The sequence below is a fragment of the Enterobacter sp. RIT637 genome (genome assembly GCF_019718755.1).
Lineage (GTDB): Bacteria > Pseudomonadota > Gammaproteobacteria > Enterobacterales > Enterobacteriaceae > Enterobacter.
On record NZ_JAIHAZ010000012.1, the window covers coordinates 1 to 21,082 of the forward strand.

Annotated in this window: 24 protein-coding genes; 10 read left to right on the top strand and 14 right to left on the bottom strand. The window is 55.5% G+C overall.

Annotation, left to right across the window (positions count from 1 at the left end; genetic code table 11):
- The 4 genes from uhpB to K5E19_RS16450 form a co-directional block, all read left to right on the top strand.
- Nucleotides 1–951 (top strand): signal transduction histidine-protein kinase/phosphatase UhpB (gene uhpB, locus K5E19_RS16435; protein ID WP_221552132.1); only part of this gene is annotated, 951 nt, incomplete at its 5' end.
- Nucleotides 944–2,263 (top strand): MFS transporter, encoded by a 1,320-nt coding sequence (locus K5E19_RS16440; RefSeq protein ID WP_023333956.1) that lies wholly within the window; start codon nucleotides 944–946, stop codon nucleotides 2,261–2,263. The genes uhpB and K5E19_RS16440, both read left to right, overlap by 8 nt.
- A gap of 132 nt (nucleotides 2,264–2,395) precedes the next feature.
- Nucleotides 2,396–3,793, top strand: coding sequence for a hexose-6-phosphate:phosphate antiporter (gene uhpT / locus K5E19_RS16445; RefSeq protein ID WP_221552133.1), 1,398 nt, complete (start codon nucleotides 2,396–2,398; stop codon nucleotides 3,791–3,793).
- 148 nt (nucleotides 3,794–3,941) lie between these two features.
- Nucleotides 3,942–4,946 carry an alpha/beta fold hydrolase gene (locus tag K5E19_RS16450; RefSeq protein ID WP_221552134.1) on the top strand — a complete coding sequence of 335 codons (1,005 nt, stop codon included), beginning with the start codon at nucleotides 3,942–3,944 and terminating at the stop codon, nucleotides 4,944–4,946.
- Here the strand turns inward: K5E19_RS16450 and K5E19_RS16455 are convergent.
- Nucleotides 4,934–5,836, bottom strand: coding sequence for a LysR family transcriptional regulator (locus K5E19_RS16455; RefSeq protein ID WP_221552135.1), 903 nt, complete (start codon nucleotides 5,834–5,836; stop codon nucleotides 4,934–4,936). The genes K5E19_RS16450 and K5E19_RS16455 overlap by 13 nt on opposite strands.
- Before the next feature lie 99 nt (nucleotides 5,837–5,935).
- On the opposite strand from K5E19_RS16455, the gene K5E19_RS16460 reads away from it, so the two are divergent.
- The 5 genes from K5E19_RS16460 (at nucleotide 5,936) to K5E19_RS16480 (ending at nucleotide 8,840) form a co-directional block, all read left to right on the top strand.
- Nucleotides 5,936–6,388 carry a DUF1198 domain-containing protein gene (locus tag K5E19_RS16460; protein ID WP_024907368.1) on the top strand — a complete coding sequence of 151 codons (453 nt, stop codon included), beginning with the start codon at nucleotides 5,936–5,938 and terminating at the stop codon, nucleotides 6,386–6,388.
- A 98-nt stretch (nucleotides 6,389–6,486) separates the two neighbouring features.
- The gene (locus tag K5E19_RS16465) at nucleotides 6,487–7,014 is read left to right on the top strand and encodes an SRPBCC domain-containing protein (RefSeq protein ID WP_221552136.1); all 528 of its coding nucleotides are present in this window, start codon (nucleotides 6,487–6,489) and stop codon (nucleotides 7,012–7,014) included.
- 65 nt (nucleotides 7,015–7,079) lie between these two features.
- Nucleotides 7,080–8,270, top strand: a complete 1,191-nt coding sequence (gene nepI, locus K5E19_RS16470; protein WP_221552139.1) for a purine ribonucleoside efflux pump NepI — start codon at nucleotides 7,080–7,082, stop codon at nucleotides 8,268–8,270.
- A gap of 56 nt (nucleotides 8,271–8,326) precedes the next feature.
- Entirely contained in the window at nucleotides 8,327–8,599 is a 273-nt protein-coding gene (locus K5E19_RS16475) for a type II toxin-antitoxin system Phd/YefM family antitoxin (protein WP_080329782.1), read from the top strand.
- Nucleotides 8,574–8,840 (top strand): Txe/YoeB family addiction module toxin, encoded by a 267-nt coding sequence (locus K5E19_RS16480; protein ID WP_041911701.1) that lies wholly within the window; start codon nucleotides 8,574–8,576, stop codon nucleotides 8,838–8,840. The genes K5E19_RS16475 and K5E19_RS16480 overlap by 26 nt, the downstream gene beginning before the upstream one ends.
- Nucleotide 8,841: 1 nt before the next feature.
- Here the strand turns inward: K5E19_RS16480 and K5E19_RS16485 are convergent, their stop codons facing one another.
- The 6 genes from K5E19_RS16485 to K5E19_RS16510 form a co-directional block, all read right to left on the bottom strand.
- Entirely contained in the window at nucleotides 8,842–9,747 is a 906-nt protein-coding gene (locus K5E19_RS16485; RefSeq protein ID WP_205916114.1) for an EamA family transporter, read from the bottom strand.
- 134 nt (nucleotides 9,748–9,881) lie between these two features.
- Nucleotides 9,882–11,261, bottom strand: coding sequence for a carbohydrate porin (locus tag K5E19_RS16490; RefSeq protein ID WP_221552141.1), 1,380 nt, complete (start codon nucleotides 11,259–11,261; stop codon nucleotides 9,882–9,884).
- A gap of 136 nt (nucleotides 11,262–11,397) precedes the next feature.
- On the bottom strand, nucleotides 11,398–11,700 hold the full coding sequence (locus tag K5E19_RS16495) for a PTS lactose/cellobiose transporter subunit IIA (RefSeq protein ID WP_029741865.1): 303 nt from the start codon (nucleotides 11,698–11,700) through the stop codon (nucleotides 11,398–11,400).
- Between the two features lie 5 nt (nucleotides 11,701–11,705).
- Nucleotides 11,706–13,082, bottom strand: coding sequence for a glycoside hydrolase family 1 protein (locus K5E19_RS16500; protein WP_221552142.1), 1,377 nt, complete (start codon nucleotides 13,080–13,082; stop codon nucleotides 11,706–11,708).
- Nucleotides 13,083–13,099: 17 nt separating this feature from the next.
- Nucleotides 13,100–14,425 carry a PTS sugar transporter subunit IIC gene (locus K5E19_RS16505; protein ID WP_221552143.1) on the bottom strand — a complete coding sequence of 442 codons (1,326 nt, stop codon included), beginning with the start codon at nucleotides 14,423–14,425 and terminating at the stop codon, nucleotides 13,100–13,102.
- Nucleotides 14,426–14,436: 11 nt separating this feature from the next.
- Nucleotides 14,437–14,751 carry a PTS sugar transporter subunit IIB gene (locus tag K5E19_RS16510; protein WP_010426508.1) on the bottom strand — a complete coding sequence of 105 codons (315 nt, stop codon included), beginning with the start codon at nucleotides 14,749–14,751 and terminating at the stop codon, nucleotides 14,437–14,439.
- Between the two features lie 293 nt (nucleotides 14,752–15,044).
- Here K5E19_RS16510 and K5E19_RS16515 point away from each other — a divergent pair, with 293 nt between their 5' ends.
- Nucleotides 15,045–15,995 carry a LacI family DNA-binding transcriptional regulator gene (locus K5E19_RS16515; protein ID WP_221552144.1) on the top strand — a complete coding sequence of 317 codons (951 nt, stop codon included), beginning with the start codon at nucleotides 15,045–15,047 and terminating at the stop codon, nucleotides 15,993–15,995.
- A 48-nt stretch (nucleotides 15,996–16,043) separates the two neighbouring features.
- Here the strand turns inward: K5E19_RS16515 and K5E19_RS16520 are convergent, their stop codons facing one another.
- The 7 genes from K5E19_RS16520 to K5E19_RS16550 form a co-directional block, all read right to left on the bottom strand.
- Nucleotides 16,044–16,340 (bottom strand): YicS family protein, encoded by a 297-nt coding sequence (locus K5E19_RS16520; protein WP_010426504.1) that lies wholly within the window; start codon nucleotides 16,338–16,340, stop codon nucleotides 16,044–16,046.
- A gap of 326 nt (nucleotides 16,341–16,666) precedes the next feature.
- Nucleotides 16,667–18,040, bottom strand: coding sequence for a hypothetical protein (locus K5E19_RS16525; RefSeq protein WP_221552145.1), 1,374 nt, complete (start codon nucleotides 18,038–18,040; stop codon nucleotides 16,667–16,669).
- Nucleotides 18,040–18,297: a PAAR domain-containing protein gene (locus tag K5E19_RS16530; protein ID WP_023333978.1), complete on the bottom strand. Its 258-nt coding sequence runs from the start codon at nucleotides 18,295–18,297 to the stop codon at nucleotides 18,040–18,042. Before K5E19_RS16530 ends, K5E19_RS16525 begins: the two co-directional genes overlap by 1 nt.
- A gap of 10 nt (nucleotides 18,298–18,307) precedes the next feature.
- Nucleotides 18,308–18,973 carry a hypothetical protein gene (locus K5E19_RS16535; protein ID WP_221552146.1) on the bottom strand — a complete coding sequence of 222 codons (666 nt, stop codon included), beginning with the start codon at nucleotides 18,971–18,973 and terminating at the stop codon, nucleotides 18,308–18,310.
- 2 nt (nucleotides 18,974–18,975) lie between these two features.
- A complete protein-coding gene (locus tag K5E19_RS16540) occupies nucleotides 18,976–19,671 on the bottom strand; it encodes a hypothetical protein (RefSeq protein ID WP_221552147.1) in 696 nt (231 codons plus the stop codon).
- Nucleotides 19,672–19,674: 3 nt separating this feature from the next.
- Nucleotides 19,675–20,370 carry a hypothetical protein gene (locus K5E19_RS16545; RefSeq protein WP_221552148.1) on the bottom strand — a complete coding sequence of 232 codons (696 nt, stop codon included), beginning with the start codon at nucleotides 20,368–20,370 and terminating at the stop codon, nucleotides 19,675–19,677.
- A gap of 3 nt (nucleotides 20,371–20,373) precedes the next feature.
- Nucleotides 20,374–21,081 (bottom strand): hypothetical protein, encoded by a 708-nt coding sequence (locus tag K5E19_RS16550; RefSeq protein ID WP_221552149.1) that lies wholly within the window; start codon nucleotides 21,079–21,081, stop codon nucleotides 20,374–20,376.
- Between the last annotated feature and the right edge of the window lies 1 nt (nucleotide 21,082).

Here is a 21,082-nt window from a genome sequence, read left to right on the forward strand (position 1 = left end):
ATCTGGTATCTGCTGCTGTTTGTGGTGAGCCTGTGGCTCCAGCTTGGCCTTCCCGCCGAGCTTTCACGCTTTACCCCATTTTGCCTTGCGCTGCCGATCATTGCCCTGGCCTGGCACTACGGCTGGCAGGGAGCGCTGATCGCGACGCTAATGAACGCCATCGCGCTGATTGCCAGCCAGACCTGGCACGATCATCCTGTGGATCTGCTGCTTTCCCTGCTGGTCCAGAGCCTGACCGGGCTGCTGCTCGGCGCGGGCATACAGCGCCTGCGCGAGCTGAACCAGTCCCTGCAAACCGAGCTGGCGCGCAACCGCCGTCTGGCGGAGCGTCTGCTGGAAACCGAAGAGAGCGTGCGGCAGGAGGTCGCCCGCGAGCTGCACGACGATATCGGCCAGACCATCACCGCTATCCGCACGCAGGCGGGCATTGTTCAGCGCCTGGCGGCGGAAAACGCGGGCGTGAAGCAGGGCGGGGCGCATATCGAACAGCTTTCGCTGGGCGTCTATGACTCCGTTCGTCGACTGTTAGGACGGCTGCGCCCGCGCCAGCTTGACGACCTGTCGCTTGAGCAGGCGGTGCGTTCCCTGATGCGCGAGATGGAGCTGGAAAGCCGCGGCATTGTCAGCCATCTCGACTGGCGTATTAACGAGCCTGCGCTGAGCGAAGGCCAGCGCGTGACGCTGTTCCGCGTCTGTCAGGAGGGGCTGAACAATATCGTCAAGCACGCCAGCGCCAGCGCGGTCACGATCCAGGGCTGGCAGCAGGACGAGCGCCTGATGCTGGTGATTGAAGACGACGGCTGCGGCCTGCCGCCGGGATCCGGCCAGCAGGGCTTTGGCCTGGCGGGCATGCGCGAGCGCGTGAAGGCGCTCGGCGGCACGCTGAGCATCTCCTGCACTCACGGGACGCGCGTCAGCGTCAGCCTGCCGCTACGGAGTTATCATGTTTAAAACCCCTGCCAGCGCCGCGCCGATAGGCGACAAAGCGGAAATCGACGCCCGCTACCGCTACTGGCGTCGCCATATCCTGATTACCATCTGGCTCGGCTACGCGCTGTTCTACTTCACCCGCAAAAGCTTCAACGCCGCCGCGCCGGAAATCCTCGCCAGCGGCGTGATGACGCGTACCGATATCGGCCTGCTGGCGACGCTGTTTTACATCACCTACGGCCTGTCGAAGTTCTTCTCCGGCATCGTCAGCGACCGCTCCAACGCGCGCTATTTTATGGGCGTTGGGCTGATCGCCACCGGGGTGGTGAACATCCTGTTTGGTTTCTCCACCTCGCTTTGGGCCTTTGCCCTGCTGTGGGCGCTGAACGCCTTTTTCCAGGGCTGGGGCGCGCCGGTCTGCGCTCGTCTGCTCACCGCCTGGTACTCGCGCAACGAGCGCGGCGGCTGGTGGGCGATCTGGAACACCGCGCATAACGTCGGCGGGGCGCTGATCCCGATGGTGGTGGGCGCGGCAGCGCTGCACTACGGCTGGCGCGCGGGGATGATGATTGCCGGTGGCCTCGCGATTGTCGCCGGGCTGTTCCTCTGCTGGCGCCTGCGCGACAGGCCGCAAACCGTCGGCCTGCCGCCGGTGGGCGACTGGCGGCACGACGAGATGGAGATTGCCCAGCAGCAGGAAGGCGCGGGGCTGACCCGCAGGGAGATCCTCACAAAATACGTGCTGAAAAATCCGTACATCTGGCTGCTGTCGCTCTGCTACGTGCTGGTCTACGTGGTGCGCGCGGCCATCAACGACTGGGGCAATCTGTACATGTCCGAGACGCTCGGCGTGGATCTGGTGACCGCTAACTCGGCGGTGACCATGTTCGAGCTGGGCGGGTTTATCGGCGCGCTGGTGGCGGGGTGGGGATCGGACAAGCTGTTCAACGGCAACCGAGGCCCGATGAACCTGATTTTCGCCGCCGGGATTTTGCTCTCCGTCGGCTCGCTGTGGCTGATGCCGTTCGCCAGCTACGTGATGCAGGCGGCGTGCTTCTTTACCATCGGCTTCTTCGTGTTTGGCCCGCAGATGCTGATCGGCATGGCGGCGGCGGAGTGTTCCCACAAAGAGGCGGCAGGCGCGGCGACGGGCTTTGTCGGGCTGTTTGCCTACCTTGGCGCATCGCTCTCCGGCTGGCCGCTGGCGCGGGTGATCGACGTCTGGCACTGGAGCGGGTTCTTTGCGGTGATCGCTATCGCGGCGGGGATATCCGCTCTGCTGCTGCTGCCGTTCCTGCACGCGCAGGCGCCGCGCGAGGTGAGCGAAGCGTGATGCGTCTCACCTTTTCACCCCGAATGGCGCAAAACTAAGAAATTTTCCCGGTTTTACCTGGACGCTGTCTCAGGCATCTCTCCCGGCTGATTTTTACAATGCTGCAAAAATCAGCTCAGGAGTAACTCAGTCATGCTGGCCTTCTTAAATCAGGTGCGCAAGCCGACCCTGGATCTGCCGCTCGACGTGCGGCGCAAGATGTGGTTCAAACCGTTCATGCAGTCCTATCTGGTGGTCTTCATCGGCTACCTGACCATGTACCTGATCCGCAAAAACTTTAACATCGCGCAGAACGACATGATCTCAACCTACGGGCTGAGCATGACGCAGCTGGGGATGATTGGCCTGGGCTTCTCCATCACCTATGGCGTAGGTAAAACCGTCGTTTCCTACTACGCGGACGGCAAAAACACCAAACAGTTCCTGCCGTTTATGCTGATCCTCTCCGCCATCTGTATGCTCGGCTTTAGCGCCAGCATGGGCGCGGGCTCCGTCAGTCTGTTCATGATGATCGCCTTCTACGCCCTGAGCGGCTTCTTCCAGAGTACCGGCGGGTCGTGCAGCTACTCCACCATCACCAAATGGACCCCGCGCCGCAAGCGTGGTTCCTACCTCGGCATGTGGAACATCTCCCACAACCTCGGCGGGGCGGGTGCGGCTGGCGTAGCGCTGTTCGGCGCAAACTATCTGTTCGACGGCCACGTGATCGGCATGTTTATCTTCCCGTCGATTATTGCCCTGATTGTCGGCTTTATCGGCCTGCGCTACGGCAGCGACTCCCCGGAATCGTACGGCCTTGGCAAAGCCGAAGAGCTGTTCGGCGAGGAGATCAGCGAAGAGGACAAAGAGACCGAAGAAAACGAGATGTCCAAATGGCAGATCTTTGTTGAGTACGTGCTGAAAAACAAAGTGATCTGGCTGCTGTGCTTCTCAAACATCTTCCTCTACGTGGTGCGTATCGGCATCGACCAGTGGTCGACCGTGTACGCCTTCCAGGAGCTGAAGCTCTCTAAAGAAGTGGCGATTCAGGGCTTCACCCTGTTCGAAGTGGGCGCGCTGGTCGGCACGCTGCTGTGGGGCTGGCTCTCCGACCTCGCCAACGGCCGTCGTGCGCTGGTGGCCTGCGTCGCGCTGGCGCTGATTATCGCCACGCTCGGCGTCTATCAGCACGCCAGCAACCAGTACGTTTACCTGGCGTCCCTGTTCGCGCTCGGCTTCCTGGTGTTTGGTCCACAGCTGCTGATCGGCGTGGCGGCAGTGGGCTTCGTCCCGAAAAAAGCGATCGGCGCCGCCGATGGAATTAAAGGCACCTTCGCCTACCTGATCGGCGACAGCTTCGCCAAGCTGGGCCTGGGGATGATCGCCGACGGCACGCCAATTTTCGGCCTCACCGGCTGGGCGGGCACCTTCGCGGCGCTGGATACGGCAGCAATCGGCTGTATCGTCCTGATGGCGATGGTCGCGGTGCTGGAAGAACGTAAGATTCGCCGTGAGAATCGTGCGCAAAAGCAGAAATTGAAAGCAGCCTGAGTGTGCAGGTGACTTCTTTGCCCGGTGCTATGCCGGGCTTTTTTATTTACAGGCTCTACCTTTACCCCGCTTTACACACCCGCTCCTCTCCATGCTCTAAAGTGTTTTTGCTGCCGCCATTCGTGCAGCCTTAGAATGGAGAACCTGCATGTTGACCCGACGATTGTCCTGCCTGGCGCTGCTGATGGCGCTGGCGTCCCCCGCGATGGCCGCGGATAACTCTACCTACGGCGAGAAACTGGAAGGTTTTGACTATGGCTGGCCGGTAAAAAACTTTGCCTTTACCTCGCAAAACCAGCCTCTGGATATGGCCTACCTGGACGTTAAGCCGGAAAACCCCAATGGCCGCACCGTGGTGCTGATGCACGGCAAAAACTTCTGCGCCGGTACCTGGGACGGCACCATCCGCGCGCTGTCGGCCAGCGGGTATCGGGTGATTGCTCCCGACCAGATCGGCTTCTGTAAATCCACCAAGCCGGAGCGTTATCAGTACACCTTCCAGCAGCTGGCGGATAACACCCACGCGCTGCTGAAATCGCTCGGCGTCGATCGCGTGACGGTCATCGGCCACTCGACCGGCGGCATGCTGGCGACCCGCTACGCGCTGATGTGGCCGCAGCAGGTGGAACAGCTAGTGATGGTCAATCCGATAGGCCTGGAAGACTGGAAAGCGCGCGGTGTGCCGCATATTACGGTCGATCAGTGGTACCAGCGCGAGCTGAAGGTCAGCGCCGACGGCATTCGCCAGTACGAGAAAAACACCTACTACGCCGGGGAGTGGAAGCCGGAATACGAGCGCTGGGTGACCATGCTTGCCGGGCTGAACAACGGGCCGGGTAAAGAACGCGTGGCCTGGAACTCGGCGCTGCTCTACGACATGATTTATACCCAGCCGGTGATCTACGAATTTAGCGACCTGAAGATGCCGGTATTATTGATGATCGGAACGAAGGACAACACCGCCATCGGGAAAGATCTCGCCCCGCCGGAGATCCGCAAGACGCTTGGCAACTATGCGGTGCTGGGTAAAGAGACGGCGAAACGCATTCCGCACGCGACGCTGGTGGAATTTAACGACATGGGCCACGCGCCGCAGATGCAGGATCCCGCACGCTTCCTCGAGGCGCTGCTGAAGGGGCTTCAGGCGCGCTGACTGGTCTCCAGCAACAGCCCGCGCAGCCACGCCTGCGCGGGATTGCGGTGCGTTCTGCCGTGCCAGGCCATGCTTTTAGTAAAGCCGGGCACGGGAACGGGCGTCTCGCAGACGAACATTCCCGTCTGGTTTTCCGCTATGCGTGACGGCACGACGGCAATCATATCGCTGAGGGCCAGCACGTCCGGCAGCACCAAAAAGTTGCTCACCGAAAGCCCCACGTGCCGCATGCGGCCAATTTTCTCCAGCGCGCCATCGGTAACGCCACGAAAACCGTCGCCTTCGTAAGAGACCAGCACATGCTCCAGCGCGCAAAATCGGTCTAAGGTCATGGTCTTTCCTGCATCCGGGTGGTCGGCGCGCATCATGCAAACGTACCGTTCATCATAAAGCGCCCGGCTGTGAAGCTCATCGGGCGTGGTATGTGGGGTGATCAGCGCCACGTCAACGCTGCCCTGTTCAAGCTGGCTGACCAGGCGACCCGATTCTACGGGCACCACGCGCACGCGAATGCCAGGCGCCTGCACTTTAAGGGCGGCGATAAAGGGTACGACCACCGCGCGCAGGGCGTAGTCGGTCGCGGCGAGGGTGAAGGTGAGCGTTGCGGTGATCGGGTCAAACGCCACGGGCTGTAGCAGCACGTCGATATCAGCGAGAATGCGCTTCACCGGAGCGGCTAACGCTTCGGCGCGCGTGGTTGGCACCATCCCATGCGGGGCGCGGATGAAGAGCGGATCGTCGAAGTAATCCCGCAGGCGGTTGAGCATGCCGCTTACGGCGGGCTGAGTCAGGGCAAGACGCGCCGCCGCGCGGGTGACGCTGCGTTCATCCAGCAGGGCGTCGAGCGTTTTCAGCAGGTTAAGATCCAGCGTGCGCAGATCTGCTTTCATGACGTTTTTCCACCTCTTTTCCGTTCACTATTATGGTGCTGCCCGCTGTCGACGCGCTGCGTTTCCCGCTATGATGAGCGGCTAGTCTAAGGAGAACGCATGGTCTGGATAATGCTGGCAACGCTTGCCGTGGTCTTTGTGGTTGGATTTCGCGTCCTGACCTCAGATTCCCGCCGCGCCATCAAACGTTTAAGCGAGCGTCTGGGGATCACCCCGATGCCGGTTGAGTCGATGATCGACCAGTTTGGTAAAACATCGGGCAATGAGTTTATCCGCTACCTTGAACGGCCGGACGAGGCGCATCTGCAAAACGCGGCGCAGGTACTGCTGATCTGGCAGGTCTGCATTGTCGACGGTAGCGAAGAGAACCTGCATACCTGGCACCGCCTGCTGCGTAAAGCTCGCCTGGCCGCACCCATTACCGATGCGCAAATTCGTCTGGCGCTTGGCTTCATGCGCGAGATGGAGCCCGACCCGCAGGAGCTTAACGCCTTCCAGCTACGCTATAACCAGCTCTTCCTGCCGGAAGAGGGTGTGTTTTACCTGCACTGATATCACGAACCGTGATGAAGAGTATAAAGCATCGTCATTAGATTTATACCACTCACGGGCGCACCATCACCTCATCCACTAAAACGATGAGGTGAACCATGAAACAATCCGCAATTATCTGGCCGAACGACTACCTGCCAGGCACCACCGATAACTTTGCATCTAACGAAATCATCGTCGCCGGGCTGAGCGCGAAAGAGATCTGGGCGCAGCTCAACGACACCACCCTGTGGCCGTCTTATTACAGCAACGCCGAGGATATCCGTTTCCATGACGGCAGCGGCCCGGCGTTGAGTGCTAACGCTCGCTTTCGCTTTACCACCTTTGGCTTTCCGGTTGAGGCGCAGGTAACGGAGTATGTTCCACCTGTGGACGGTGAAGCCGCGCGTATCGCGTGGCACGGCTGGGTGGAAGGGGATGCGAATTCTCGTCTGGATGTGATCCACGCCTGGCTGTTTGAAGACCTGCCCGGAAACCGAGTGCGCATTCTGACTCAGGAATCGCAGAAAGGCGCACCAGCGCAGGAACTTGCTCGCACCGTGCCGAACCCGATGATTAACGGGCATCAGGAGTGGATCGTCGGGCTGGCGAATGCGGCGATGCAAGAAAAGTTGTCAAATCGTTAAATCCGTCACACTTTTGATGATAAACTGCGCGACTTTTCCGCACGTTTTTATCTTCAGGTGACGCCATGACAGAACATATCCAGCCCACGATCAGACCGCAGACCAAAGAGGTTTCTCGCCCCAACTGGTCGGCGGTTTTCTCCGTGGCGTTCTGCGTCGCCTGCCTGATTACCGTTGAGTTTCTGCCGGTAAGCCTGCTGACGCCGATGGCGCAGGATCTGGGCATTTCCGAGGGCGTGGCGGGGCAGTCCGTTACCGTCACCGCCTTTGTGGCGATGTTCGCCAGCCTGTTTATCACCCAGGTGATTGGCACCATCGACCGCCGCAAGGTGGTCATCCTGTTCAGCGTGCTGCTGACGCTCTCCTGCCTGCTGGTCTCCTTTGCTGAAAGCTTCACCCTGTTGCTGCTCGGTCGCGCCTGTCTGGGGTTGGGGTTAGGCGGCTTCTGGGCGATGTCGGCTTCGCTGACCATGCGCCTGGTGCCCGCGCGCACGGTGCCAAAAGCGCTGTCCGTTATCTTCGGTGCGGTCTCTATCGCGCTGGTGATTGCCGCACCGCTGGGCAGCTTCCTCGGCGGGATTATCGGCTGGCGTAACGTCTTCAACGCCGCGGCGGTGATGGGCCTGCTCTGCATCATTTGGGTGTGGAAAGCGCTGCCGTCGCTGCCGGGCGAAGCGGCGCATCATAAGCAGAACATGTTCGCGCTGCTGAAGCGCCCTGGCGTGCTGGCGGGGATGACCGCCATCTTCATGGCCTTTGCCGGGCAGTTTGCCTTCTTCACCTATATCCGCCCGGTGTACATGACCATGGCGGGTTTTGACGTTGACGGCCTGACGCTGGTGCTGCTGAGCTTCGGTATCGCCAGCTTTGTCGGCACCTCGCTGTCGTCGCAGTTCCTGAAACGCTCCCTGAAGGTGGCGCTGGCGGGCGCGCCGCTGGTGCTGGCGGCGAGCGCCACGGTGCTGGTGCTGTGGGGCAGCGATAAGTGGGTGGCGTCTGCCATCGCGATTATCTGGGGCTTTGCCTTTGCGCTGGTGCCGGTGGGCTGGTCGACGTGGATCACCCGCTCTCTGGCCGATCAGGCGGAAAAAGCCGGGTCGATTCAGGTGGCGGTGATCCAGCTGGCGAACACCTGCGGTGCGGCCATTGGCGGCGTGGCGCTCGACCATCTGGGGCTGACGTCACCGCTGGTGATTTCCGGTACGCTGATGCTACTGACGGCGCTGCTGGTGGCAGGGAAGGTGAAGGCACGCTGATTGATAAATAGTCACTTCATCGATATACTTGTACCGTAACTTGTACAGGAGGAAATATGCAGGTTGTGACGTTTACCGAAGCACGAAGCCGACTCAAAGATGTGTTGGACGACGTGAATGACAATGTGGAGACAACCATCATCAGCCGCCGAAACGGGGGAGATGCGGTGGTGATGTCTTTACAGCACTACAACTCGATGATGGAAACCATCCATCTGATGAGTTCGCCTGCCAATGCCAGTCGACTGATGGAGTCAATCGCACAGGTAAACACCGGAAAAACCACGCAGAGGGATTTGATAGATGACCAGGCTACTGATTTGGACTGATAACGGCTGGGATGATTACCTGTGGTGGCAGGAGCAGGATAAGAAAACGCTTCGCAGAATCAATAAATTGATTGAAGATGCGAAGCGTCAACCCTTCGATGGCCTGGGTAAGCCGGAACCGCTTAAGGGTAATCTTTCCGGATACTGGTCCCGCCGGATCAATGATACTGACCGTCTGGTTTACGGGGTGTCGGATAGCGCTCTCACTATTTTAATGTGCCGCTATCATTATTATTCGTAGATCATGCCGATGCCTTCACCCGTCTTCTCGAATCCATCGAAATCAGCACCACCGACGACACAATCAGCAGCGTCCCCAGCCAGTCCGGCAGGGTGAACGCCACGCCCAGCAAAATCACCGACAGCAGCGCGCTGCTCAGCGGCTCGGCGCAGCTCAGAATGCTCGCCTTCGGTCCGCCAATCATCTGCGCGCCTTTCAGGTACAGGCTGAACGTCAGCGCGGTGCCAATCACTACCAGATAGAAAAACGCCAGCAGCAGGCTGCCGTCAATCACGAACGTGGTCCCGCGCCCGGCGTAGAACGGCGTCAGCATTAACCCGGCAATCAACATGCTCCAGCCGACAATCGGCAGCGTGCCGTAGCGGGCGATCAGCGTTGACGGATAGGTGGTGTAAAACGCGGCGGCAAACGCCGAGGCGATGCCGAAGAACAGCGCGGCAGGCGAGATGGAGAGCGAGGTCGGGTCGCCGTGGGTGACCAGCAGGAAGGTACCGACAAGCGACGTCATGATGGCCGACAGCACAAACAGGCCGGGACGCTTTTTCCGCGCCAGGGCGAACCACGCCACAATGATGGTCGGTGACAGGAACTGCAGCACGGTAGCGGTCGCAGCGTTGGATTTTTCAATCGTCAGCAGGAAGGTGAGCTGCACGGTGAGCGCACCGACCAGCGAGAAAATCAGCAGGCTGAGGGCGTCTTTGCGATGTTTGATGACCGAGAAAATCTTGTCGCCGTGAACGAAGGAGAGCGTCAGCAGGATCACGCCGGTAAACAGCAGGCGAACCATGGTCAGGTAAGGCGAAGAAATGTGGCTTTTCTCCATGATGTACTGCGCGCAAACGCCTGAACTGCCCCATAAAACGGCGGCGATCAGGACGTTCAGCATCCCTTTACGTGTGGAACCCATGTTCTCCCCTGCGATGTTAATTTTTTTCTAGCATAACATGGGATCTTGCCGGGTGGCGCTGCGCTTACCCGGCCTACAAGGTTTTGTAGGCCCGTGCAAGCGCAGCGCCGCCGGGCGAAACAAACGGCGCCGTACTAGAACCACGCCTCCCACATCGCCCCGACGTTGAAGTCGTCGAGGGTTTCGTCTTTGGTGTTGTTCACGCGCGCGGTGCGTTCGTTATCCACTTTGCCGCCGGTCACGTAGAAGCGCAGCATCGGGCGGAACTCCGGCCCCATGGCGATAGACATGTTCTGCGACAGGGTCAGCTTCCAGCCCTTGTTGTCGCCGCCGTTGTCGTAGTCAACGTGCTGCCAGCCCGCTTCCAGCCAGGTGGAGTGAACGTCGTTCCACCAGTGCATTGGACGCACGATGGCGTTGTAGTTCTTACGGTTGTCGGTGCTGTCACGGCTGTTGTCGTAGTCGTGGAAGGCGAGGATGTACTCCACCTGCGTGGCCTGGGTGAATTTGTACAGCCCTTCGAAGCTGGCGTAAACCGTGGTCAGATCCTCGGTTTTGTTGAACACGCTGTTGTCCGCGTTATCGGAGTAGCGGGCAATCACCTTGTTCACGCCGCTGTCGTTGGTGTGGCTCAGCACCACGCCGCCCTGCCAGGCGTTCAGACGCTCGTCGCTCTCCACCGCTTTGGAGTCAAAGCCGTAGTTGGCGTACAGCTCCATGTCGATCGGGCCAAGCTTCATGCCGTGGATTTTTGATGTCGCGGCATAGTTACCTTTGTCGCCCGTGCCGGAACCGCCGGTACAGGTGATGCGCGACGGGTTGGCCTCATCTTCCATCACTTCCGGGCTACAGGATTCCACTGCCGCAACGGCGGCCACGTCGAACTGCACGCCGCCGATGTCGAAGTTCTTCACCCCGGCGCCCTGGCCGTCGTGGTTCATCCAGAAGTAGTCGTTGATGCCCTGCTGCGGACGCTGGTGGAAGTCACGGCCTGCCCAGAAGTAGGCGTTCGGGTTGGAGGCCATAATGTTGGTCACCCCCGCGTAGGCTTTTTTCAGGTTAACTTCGTCGCCCCAGTGGTCGATCATCACGTTGATGTCCCAGATGGCGCCGTTTTCACCCTTGAAGGCCTTGGAGAGCTGGAATTCCCCGCCGTTGCCTTCGTTGCCCAGACGACCAATGGCGGACGCGCCGTTGTAGGAGCCGTCCACCGCGACGTATTTCTGATCGGCGGCCTGGAAGTGCGCGCCGTAGCGGGCGTAGCCGGTAAATTTAATCCCGAATGGGATCGCCATGTCCGGAGACTGCGCCGCGCTTTGCGGTTCGGTTACCACGTCCGCTTTTTTCGCGACCGCCGCATCCATTTTGGCCTGACGTTCGGCCAGGGCTTTATCCACCGCTTTCGCCACAATGGCGTCGATTTGCTCCTGCGTGAATTCTTGTGCGAGCACGGAAATTGGGCAAAGCGCGGCGATAACCGCCATGGTTAATGGAAGTTTTTTAATCGTATTCATGGTTATCTCAATATAGTTTAATTTTATTCAGACAATAACCATCCCGCTCCGATCTGACAGAGTATGTCGCTATCATCAGAACAAGTGGATCTCTATTTAGGGTACAGAGGTATTACAGTAATTATTTCGCCATAGATTATCTCTGGTATAAATGAATAATTTCTTCGGATAATTCACGCGCTAATAAGGAATTCATTAAATGATCCTGCGCGTGCACCATAATTAACGTCATCGGCTGGCGGCCTTCGCCCGCATCCTGCTCGATCAGTTTGGTCTGCATCTTGTGCGCCTGGCGCGCGTAGCCGTCGGCTTCGCGCAGCAGGCTTTTGGCCTCGTCAATGTTGCCCTGGCGCGCCGCGTGCAGCGCTTCAAAGCACAGGCTGCGGGACTGTCCGGCATTGACGATAATTTCCATTACGGCTTCTTCTAGTGCGATCATCATCATTACTCTTTATCAAAACTATTATTTAACGCGGTGGCGGCAAACCACTCTCCGCTTTTCTTAATGGTGCGTTTTTGCGTCTCTAAATCGAGCTGAATAAATCCGTAGCGATTTTTATACGCGTTGCACCACGACCAGTTATCAATAAACGTCCACATATGGTAACCGAGACAATTGCACCCTTCGCTAATACCCTTATGCAGCCAGGCTAAATGTTCGGAAATAAACTCTATGCGGTATTGATCGTTAATCTGGCCGTTTTCAATAAAGCGCTGCTCGTTTTCGACGCCCATGCCGTTTTCAGAAATAAAGCAGCGTGGATTGCCATAATTGTCGCGCAGGTTAACCAGAATATCGTAAATACCCGGCTCGTAGATTTCCCAGCCGCGGTACGGGTTCATCTTGCGGCCCGGCATCTCGTAGCTATCAAAGAACCACTCCGGCATAAACGGCGCCTGCGGGTTCACCGCGCTGTCGCGACACTTCACGCGACGCGGCTGATAGTAGTTCACGCCGAGCAGGTCGATTTTCCCTTCCGCAATCAGGAAACCGTCTTCCGGTTTACAGGCGGGTAATTGATCGTAGGATTTCAGCAGCGCGACCAGGTCCGCCGGGTATTCGCCGCGCAGTACCGGGTCGAGGAAACTGCGGTTAAACATCAGGTCCGCAATGTGCGCCGCCTTCACGTCCGCCGGGTTCTGCGAGCGCGGGTACGACGGCGTCAGGTTCAGCACGATGCCAATCTCCCCCGCGTAATGCCCGGCGCGGTAGGCCTGAACCGCCTTCGCATGGGCCAGCACGGTGTGGTACGCCACGGTGGCCGCCCGACGAAAATCCACCACGTTCGGATAGTGGAAGTCGTACAGATAACCGCCTTCCACCGGCACGATCGGCTCGTTAAAGGTGAACCAGTGCAGCACGCGATCGCCGAACAGCTCGAAGCAGATTTGCGCATAGCGGGCGTAGGCGTCCACCACGTCGCGGTTTTCCCAGCCGCCAATTTCCTGCATCGCCATCGGCATGTCGAAATGGAACAGGGTGATAAACGGCGTGATGCCCTGTTCGTTCAGCTCATCAATGACCTGATTGTAAAAGTCGACCGCTTCCGGGTTCACTTCACCGATACCGTCGGGGATCAGGCGCGCCCAGCTAATCGAGGTGCGAAAGCTGTTGTGGTTCAGCTGCTTTAACAGCTGAATATCCGTTTTCCAGTGCTGATAAAACGTGGAGGTCTGCTGCGGCCCCACGCCGTTGTGAAAACGGTTCGGCTCGCGGGCAAACCAGTAATCCCACGTGGTTTCCCCCTCTCTTGCCCCTTCCGTCTGGAGAGCGGAGCTTGCGCTGCCCCACCAGAAGTTATCGGGAAATGCGTATTTCATGACCATTCCTCTTTGACTTAATTGCTTGCGGCTTCAGCGTTACCAACAGTTGCCTGGGCTTTTTGCTCTTCGTTTTTCATCAACGTACGCTCATAGGCGCGCAGGAAGGGCAGATACATCAGCGCGGACATCACCATACAGACCAGACACATGATCACCGGACTGAGCGCCCAGTTTGCCGCCCATGACGCGCCAATCGGTGCAGGCGTGGTCCACGGAGTCAACGACACAACCTGCGCCAGCCAGCCGAGCTTGGTTGCGCCGTACGCCAGGCAGGCGTTGACCAGCGGAACGAACACGAACGGGATAAACAGCATCGGGTTCATGATGATTGGCGCGCCGAACAAAATCGGTTCGTTGATGTTAAAGAAGCTCGGCACGATGCCCATTTTGCCGATGGTGCGCAGGTGGGTGGCGCGGCTGCGCAGCAGCAGGAACGCCAGCGGCAGGGTGGAGCCTACGCCGCCAATCAGCAGGTAGTGATCCCAGAAGCCCTGCAGGTAAACGTGCGGCAGCGCCGCGCCTGCCGCCAGCGCCGCCTGGTTTGCGGAGAGGTTTGCCATCCAGAACGGGTTCATGATGCCGGTGACGATCAGCGAGCCGTGGATACCGGCGAACCAGAAGATCTGGCACAGCAGCACGGAGAGCAAAATGGCGGGCAGGGAGTCAGAGGCGGACACCAGCGGCTCCAGCAGGTGCATGATTGCCTGCGGGATGATCATTCCGGTCTGCGCTTCGATGAACAGGTTCAGCGGGTGCAGCGTGCCGATCACCACCATCACCGGGATCAGGATCTCAAACGAACGCGCCACGCCGGTGGGCACTTCCTTCGGCAGGCGGATGGTCACGTTGTTCTGCTTCAGCCACGCATAGACGCGGGTGGAGTAAATCGCGGTGATAAGCGCAGTGAAAATGCCCTGGCCGGAGAGATACTGGGTCGAGATTTTGCCGTCGGCATAGGGCGCGGCAACCAGCAGGAAGGCCATAAAGGCCAGCAGGCCGGACATCACCGGGTCGAGGTTGAACTGACGCCCCAGGCTCGCCCCAATCCCCACCGAGATGAAGAAGGTCATCACGCCCATGCTGAGGTTAAACGGCAGCATCAGCTGCTCGCGGTAGGTCTGGGAAAAATCCAGCCAGCCGCGGGCGAAGCTGTTGGTGGTATCCGCCGAGAACGGCGGGAAGATGAACACCAGCATAAACGAGCCGATGATCATAAACGGCAGCGCGGCGGTAAAGCCGTCGCGGATGGCAATCACATACTTTTGCTGACCCAGCTTCGCGGCCAGCGGGGTAATTGACTGCTCAATCACCGCGACCATGGATTGATATAACGAACTCATGTGAACACCTTTTAGTGTGCCGCTTCGATAAGCGACAGAGCATAGTCCAGTACCTTATCGCCACGCTGCATGCCGTAGTCCATCATGTCGATGGGCTGTACCGGAATGCCTTGCGTCGCCGCCTTGTCTGAGAGTGTCTTTAACATGTATTTCACTTGCGGTCCGAGAAGGACAACCTGGTATTGCGGAAACTGCGTATCAAATTCGGAAACACCGTACGCATCAATCTTCACCGGCAAACCACGTTCTTTCGCGACATCGACCATTTTGCTGACCAACAGGCTGGTGGACATCCCGGCAGAGCAGCACAGCATAATCTTGAACATCGACAACCATCCTCTAAATGTAAAAAGTTATTGCGAGGATGATTGGACATGATACGGAAACCGGTTTCCATTCATAAAAGACAGAAGTGTGACAACCATCAAGATCCCTTACTTATGAGGCTAATTAACCGGATGTGCATCACATAATTTGGCTGTTTTGACATCATTTTGAGTGGAAACGGAAAATCGGTTTCCATGAAAAACGGAAACGGATATACTCCGTTCTGGCTATAATCTGAGCCGTAGCGGTAATGGAATTTGCAGGCGTGAAGTCGGCCTGCCAGGGGAGAGAGATGTCTACAATCAACGATGTATCACGTCTGGCCGGGGTGTCCAAAGCCACGGTATCACGGGTGTTGAGCGGGTCGCGTGGCGTAAAGGAAGCCAGCCGTCAGGCCGTTCTGAAAGCGGTGGATGAGCTGAACTACCGGCCTAACGTGATTGCACAGTCGCTGCTCAGTCAGTCGACGGGCTGTATTGGCGTCATTTGCGCGCAGGAAAACATTAACCAGACCACCGGTTATCTGTATGCGCTGGAAAAACAGCTCAGCCAGCATCAAAAACACCTCCTGCTGCGCTTCGCGCATAGCAAAGCGGAAGTGATGCACGCCCTCGAAGAACTCTCCTGCGGCCTGTGTGACGACATCCTGGTGATTGGCGCGCGTTTCCCGCTGGATGTGGATATGGACAACATCATTCTGGTTGACTGTATGGAAGCCGAAAACGCCAACAGCATCCAGTTCGATCACGCTTTTGCCGCCGAAACCGCCTGTAACTACCTCACCAGCCAGGGGCGTCGCCAGATTGCGCTGATCCACCCGCACGGCAGCGGTTTTGCCGACCAGGTGCTGCTCGGCTACAAGCACGCGCTGGAGAAAAATTTCCTGCCCTTTAATCGAAGCCTGGTCTTCATGGATGCCACCTCCTCGTCCGTTGCGCTGCAGGAGCTGCTTAACAACGCCAGCACCCTGAATTTCAACGCGCTGCTGGTGGCGGACGAGCAGGAAGCCCAGCGGGTGATCCCGCAGCTGCAGGCGTTTAATAAATCGGTGCCGGACGATATTATGGTCTTCAGCCTGGGCGGGTCGCTGCATCTGCCGGGTATTCCGGTGATCCCGGCGATTGAATATTCCATGGACGCGATGGCTGCGCGCATTGTGAGCTGGCTGACGGAGAAAACGCAGATGCTGGGGTCGTACGTGCTGCGCGGGGATTTAATTATTCCGGACATGCGTAAGCGCTAAAAATATTTTCCAGGCCGGGTAAGCGCAGCGCCACCCGGCAAGCAGTTCTCAATAATCTTCCATACAATCCACCTGACTGACGGCATCCCAGTAGGCGTCCAGATTGTCGCGCTTCACGGCGGTGATGGCGTTTTTGATCAGCAACTGGTTGGCCTCCGACGACAAAATCATTGCCTGCCAGGCCTTATCGCTCTGCTTTTTCTGTGGCGTGCAGGTTTTCTTCACATCTTTCAGAACCTGCTGTTTTATCTGGGCATCTTTCGCCGGATCGTCCTTCTCCTGAGCGTGGACAAACGCGGCGAACAACAGGCAAACGAGCAGGCAAACCAGGTGCGCAGCTTTCATCGAAACCTCCAGTTAACGTCACATGCTTCCCATGAAATATATCGTTACATTCAGTGTAGCGATTCCAGCCGAAAGTATGAATTTACGCTTTCTGCGTCTAAGACCCGACTGCCAGCGCAATACAGTAGCTCAACAGTTACAACAGGTAGGTTTTCGGAGAATCCTTCAATGTCTTTAATTTATTGCGCACACACCAGTATTTTCTGCTTCTGTAATCAAATGATAAATCAACATACACTGCCATTAACGCAAGTATTACGCCTACAGCTAAACCATTATAATAAAAAACAGCTTTATAAGGTAAAATCAGAGCAATAAATTCATTGTTACATTCCCATATGCTCACGAGCTTTATCACCATAAAACCAGGTAAAAAATGCCCCCATACCACAAAATATAACTATGCATAGAACAGCCACTATAATTAAAAACCAGCCGGATATAGATTTACCGCCCTCACCAAAAGTGCCAATGGTTATCATAATTCCAAAAAAGAACATCAGCCCGGCGATCCCACAAACTTCCCACGGTGTCGTGTATCGTTTCTGCTGGGGATAATCAGGTTGGCGAGTTAATCGGGACGACAGAGCCGTCATTGAAAACCTGTTCTGTTCGGAAGCTGCCACCAGCTGATCACCCTGCGCATACACCACTGCATCTGATGCCAGTGCCAGCATCAGCCAGACGTACCCGGCAGAATGCTCACCGAGTGACATTTCAAGATCCAGCCTGTCCGGTACGGCCTTTTTCTCATCCAGCACTTCCAGCAGCGGGTACTTCTCCGTGCGAGAGAGTCCGGTATACCAGAGTTGTTTTGGTTTACTGACAGCTTCCGCTCGCAGATAAACAGGTACTGTTGTTTCAACGTCTGTAACCCCCGTCATCGGCTGGTAAAGATAAACCCGTTTTTCTCCTTCTGTTTTGACGTAGTAATTCGTGAAGAGAAGCGCAGTAACATTTTCCATCTGTTTTGACTCTTCTTCGTCAGAATGAAGGTCTACACTGATAAGCAGCCGTTCAACAACATACCCGTTAGTCTGCTTTATCCATTCCGTGACTTGCGTATAGTCCGGACATTCAGGCAAAAAAGTAATTTTTTTAGCAGAGATTGCTAACCGTTCGAGCACACGACGGAGTTCATCGCTACAGGATACGTCCCCACCGCGAACCCACACAAGCGCTTCAATCTGCTGATACTTAGAAAGTTTTCCTGCCATCGGCTCCAGAATGTGGATCATTGCCTGCCCGGCTCTCGTGAAATCGAACGATGCTTCCAGTTCGATTTTCAACCGCATTTTAGCGGCCAGCGGAAACTCCCCCTCCAGTTTCAGCATACTCAGCGCCAGTTCTTTCGTTGCCTTTGGAGGAGTCAGCACGGACCAGCCTGCCAGGGTAATGTTGCCCCTGGCGTAGCTGACAACCTTATATTCCTGTTCGGCCGCAATCAGCAACCGCGTTTCCATGTAGTGCCTGAGCCCGTGATACACGGCAGAGAACACTTGTACGAACCCCGTCAGGAAAACAACCGGAATCACCACAGACTGGGCAAGAAAATCGAGATCGACATGTTTATTACCCGGCCAGGTGACAGCCCTGACGGCCAGGCAGATAACCACGACGACCACATATAAGAGACATATCCAAAGATAGGGATACTTCTCATCAAATTCATTCTGTTTTGAGAATAACCACCAGTTCATCAAACAGCCCCCGCAGTGGGGAGCGTGGTGCGAATGGCACAGCCGCACGCGGCTTTACAGCCATCCACGACCACGCCACGGCCGTTCATCGTCCAGGTCGGGTGGCATTCGTTGATAGGGAACGTTCCTTTGTGCTCAGGGCACATTACCAGATCGTTTTTTAGGGCCACAGGTTTTCCCATAAAGTCCGCGCCGGACGCTTTAATCACTTTTCCACCGCTCACTAGCGGATCATTGAGTCGAATTACGCCATTCATGGTTATGTCCTTATTTACCTACAGTACCCATCCCAAATGGAATGATGAAAATCTGCACTGGAATGGTCACAGCATCAAGGAGAATAGTCACTGGATAAAGTAACATTAAAGCATAAGAGCTGAGAGGCGTGTGCTCAGTGTATCTTTTCATGTTTAACACTAGTGGTTTTTGTAAATGAATGACATTTTGCTCTTCAACTCTAACTGGCTTTTGATTATAATCACCCATTAAATCACTAATTTCAAAAACACATTCCTTTAACGCATTTGGTTGACATTCCGTTTTAGAAAGTAACTCATTACTTCCAGCTTCATCTGTGTTTGAGAATGAATAAAGTACATCAATTTTCACATAAATTTTTGTATAATCGCTATCTTTATACAGACTGAATCCACCATTCTGTTTTAATGATAAATTATTGACATTCATTAATGATGAGGAAAGAAGTGTTTTTAATCCGGCAGAACCATCAAGTACCAAAAAAGAACTATTCATTCCACCCAATTGAATGCTATGTGATGAATGTTTGCTAACATAAATATCAGTTACAGTATCGAATAGTGATTCCTCAGTGTAATATTTACTATCTCTAATAGTATTTGACAAGTTAATTGTAAGGCAGCCTGTTAAATTAAAAACAGAAAGAACGATCAAGGCAGTTCTTAAAATATTCATAACTATCGTCCCGCATCCATATTACACTGCATATGATTCCAGCCCGTGTACCCCTTAACTTCCGGTACCTTTTTCGGTTGATCCTGCCAGTTGGACTGACGTTCCTGAACCGTTCCCTTCAGCCCTTGCTTAGTCATATAAACCATTCCCCAAGCCCATCCCCCGGTACCGGGCTTAATATTTCCATTTGTTCCATCGGCAAGTTTATATTGAATCCCCGCCCCCCCCGGCAATAAACGAGGGTCATCGAACGGCTTTGACGACATATACAGCCGGTGTTTGGTCTGTAAAAAACCCTGATCGTTGACGACCGTGAAGGATACTGCGTCTTCCGCTGGCGCTCGGTTATCACCATTCGGTTCATTCCCCGAAGGAGAAAAACCTACAGCCTTCCAGGTTTGCCCATAATCTTTGGAAACCATAAATCCATCCACCTCCCAGTTTGGAACAGCAATATAGCGCTGGGATGGGTGTTCAAACTTTTTAGTGAATATCCGGTAAAATTGAAAAAATGGCTGAGAATGAATCCCTCGTTCTGTGTCCGTGTACCAGAGTTCACCTTCACAGTCCCAGCCTTTCAACTCCAGATAACGATGGTCATCAAATCGGTAAACCACCTGTGTTGGCGGTTCTGAAGCCTTACAAGCTGCCGCAAATAAAACAGCGGTAGTAATAATCCCTCCACATAATCCTTTCATGAGTTATTTCCCCACGTCCATGTCACACCGCATATGGTCCCAACCGGTGTACCCCTTCACTTCAGGCACCTTGTCCGGCAAGCCCTGATAGTTAGCCTCACGGCGCATGGTTTTTCCCTGTAAACCTTCCTGTGTAAAATAAACCATTCCCCAGGACCATCCTGGCGCGTCTGGCGTAATTTCATCCATTTCACCAGTGTCTAAACGATATTGAATCCCCGGTCCGCCCGGCAAAATTCGCGGATCATCAAACGGTTTTGACGACATATACAGCCGGTGTTTGGTCTGTAAAAAACCCTGATCATTAACGACGGTGAAGGATACTGCGTCTTCCGCTGGCGCTCGGTTATCACCATTCGGTTCATTCCCCGAAGGAGAAAAACCTACAGCCTTCCAGGTTTGCCCATAATCTTTGGAAACCATAAATCCATCCACCTCCCAGTTTGGAACAGCAATATAGCGCTGGGATGGGTGTTCAAACTTTTTAGTGAATATCCGGTAAAATTGAAAAAATGGCTGAGAATGAATCCCTCGTTCAGTGTCCGTGTACCAGAGTTCACCTTCACAGTCCCAGCCTTTCAACTCCAGATAACGATGGTCATCAAATCGGTAAACCACCTGTGTTGGCGGTTCTGAAGCCTTACAAGCTGCCGCAAATAAAACAGCGGTAGTAATAATCCCTCCACATAATCCTTTCATGAGTTATTTCCCCACGTCCATGTCACAACGCATATGGTCCCAACCGGTGTAGCCTTTTACTTCGGGGATCTTGTCTGGTAATCCCTGATAGTTGGTCTTAAACTGAGCCGTATCTTCTTTCAGACCTTGTTTGGTAATGTAATCCAGTCCCCAGGATGGACCGGCGTTACTCGACTCCAGCTTGCCGTTTACCTTACCTCCCATACCGTCATCCACGGTATATTCGATCCCAGGACCACCAGCAGCCAGACGCGGATCATCGAACGGTTTTGACGATATATACAGCCGGTGTTTGGTCTGTAAAAAACCCTGATCATTAACGACGGTGAAGGATACTGCGTCTTCCGCTGGCGCTCGGTTATCACCATTCGGTTCATTCCCCGAAGGAGAAAAACCTACAGCCTTCCAGGTTTGCCCATAATCTTTGGAAACCATAAATCCATCTACTTCCCAGTTTGGAACAGCAATATAGCGCTGGGATGGATGTTCAAACTTTTTAGTGAATATCCGGTAAAATTGAAAAAATGGCTGAGAATGAATCCCTCGTTCTGTGTCCGTATACCAGAGTTCACCTTCACAGCCCCAGCCCTTCAACTCCAGATAACGATGGTCATCGAACCGATACACTACCTGCGTCGGTGTTTCCTGAGCCTGACACGCAGCTACCAGAAAAATAGCGGAGACCGCCAGGCCAATACATAATCCTTTCATG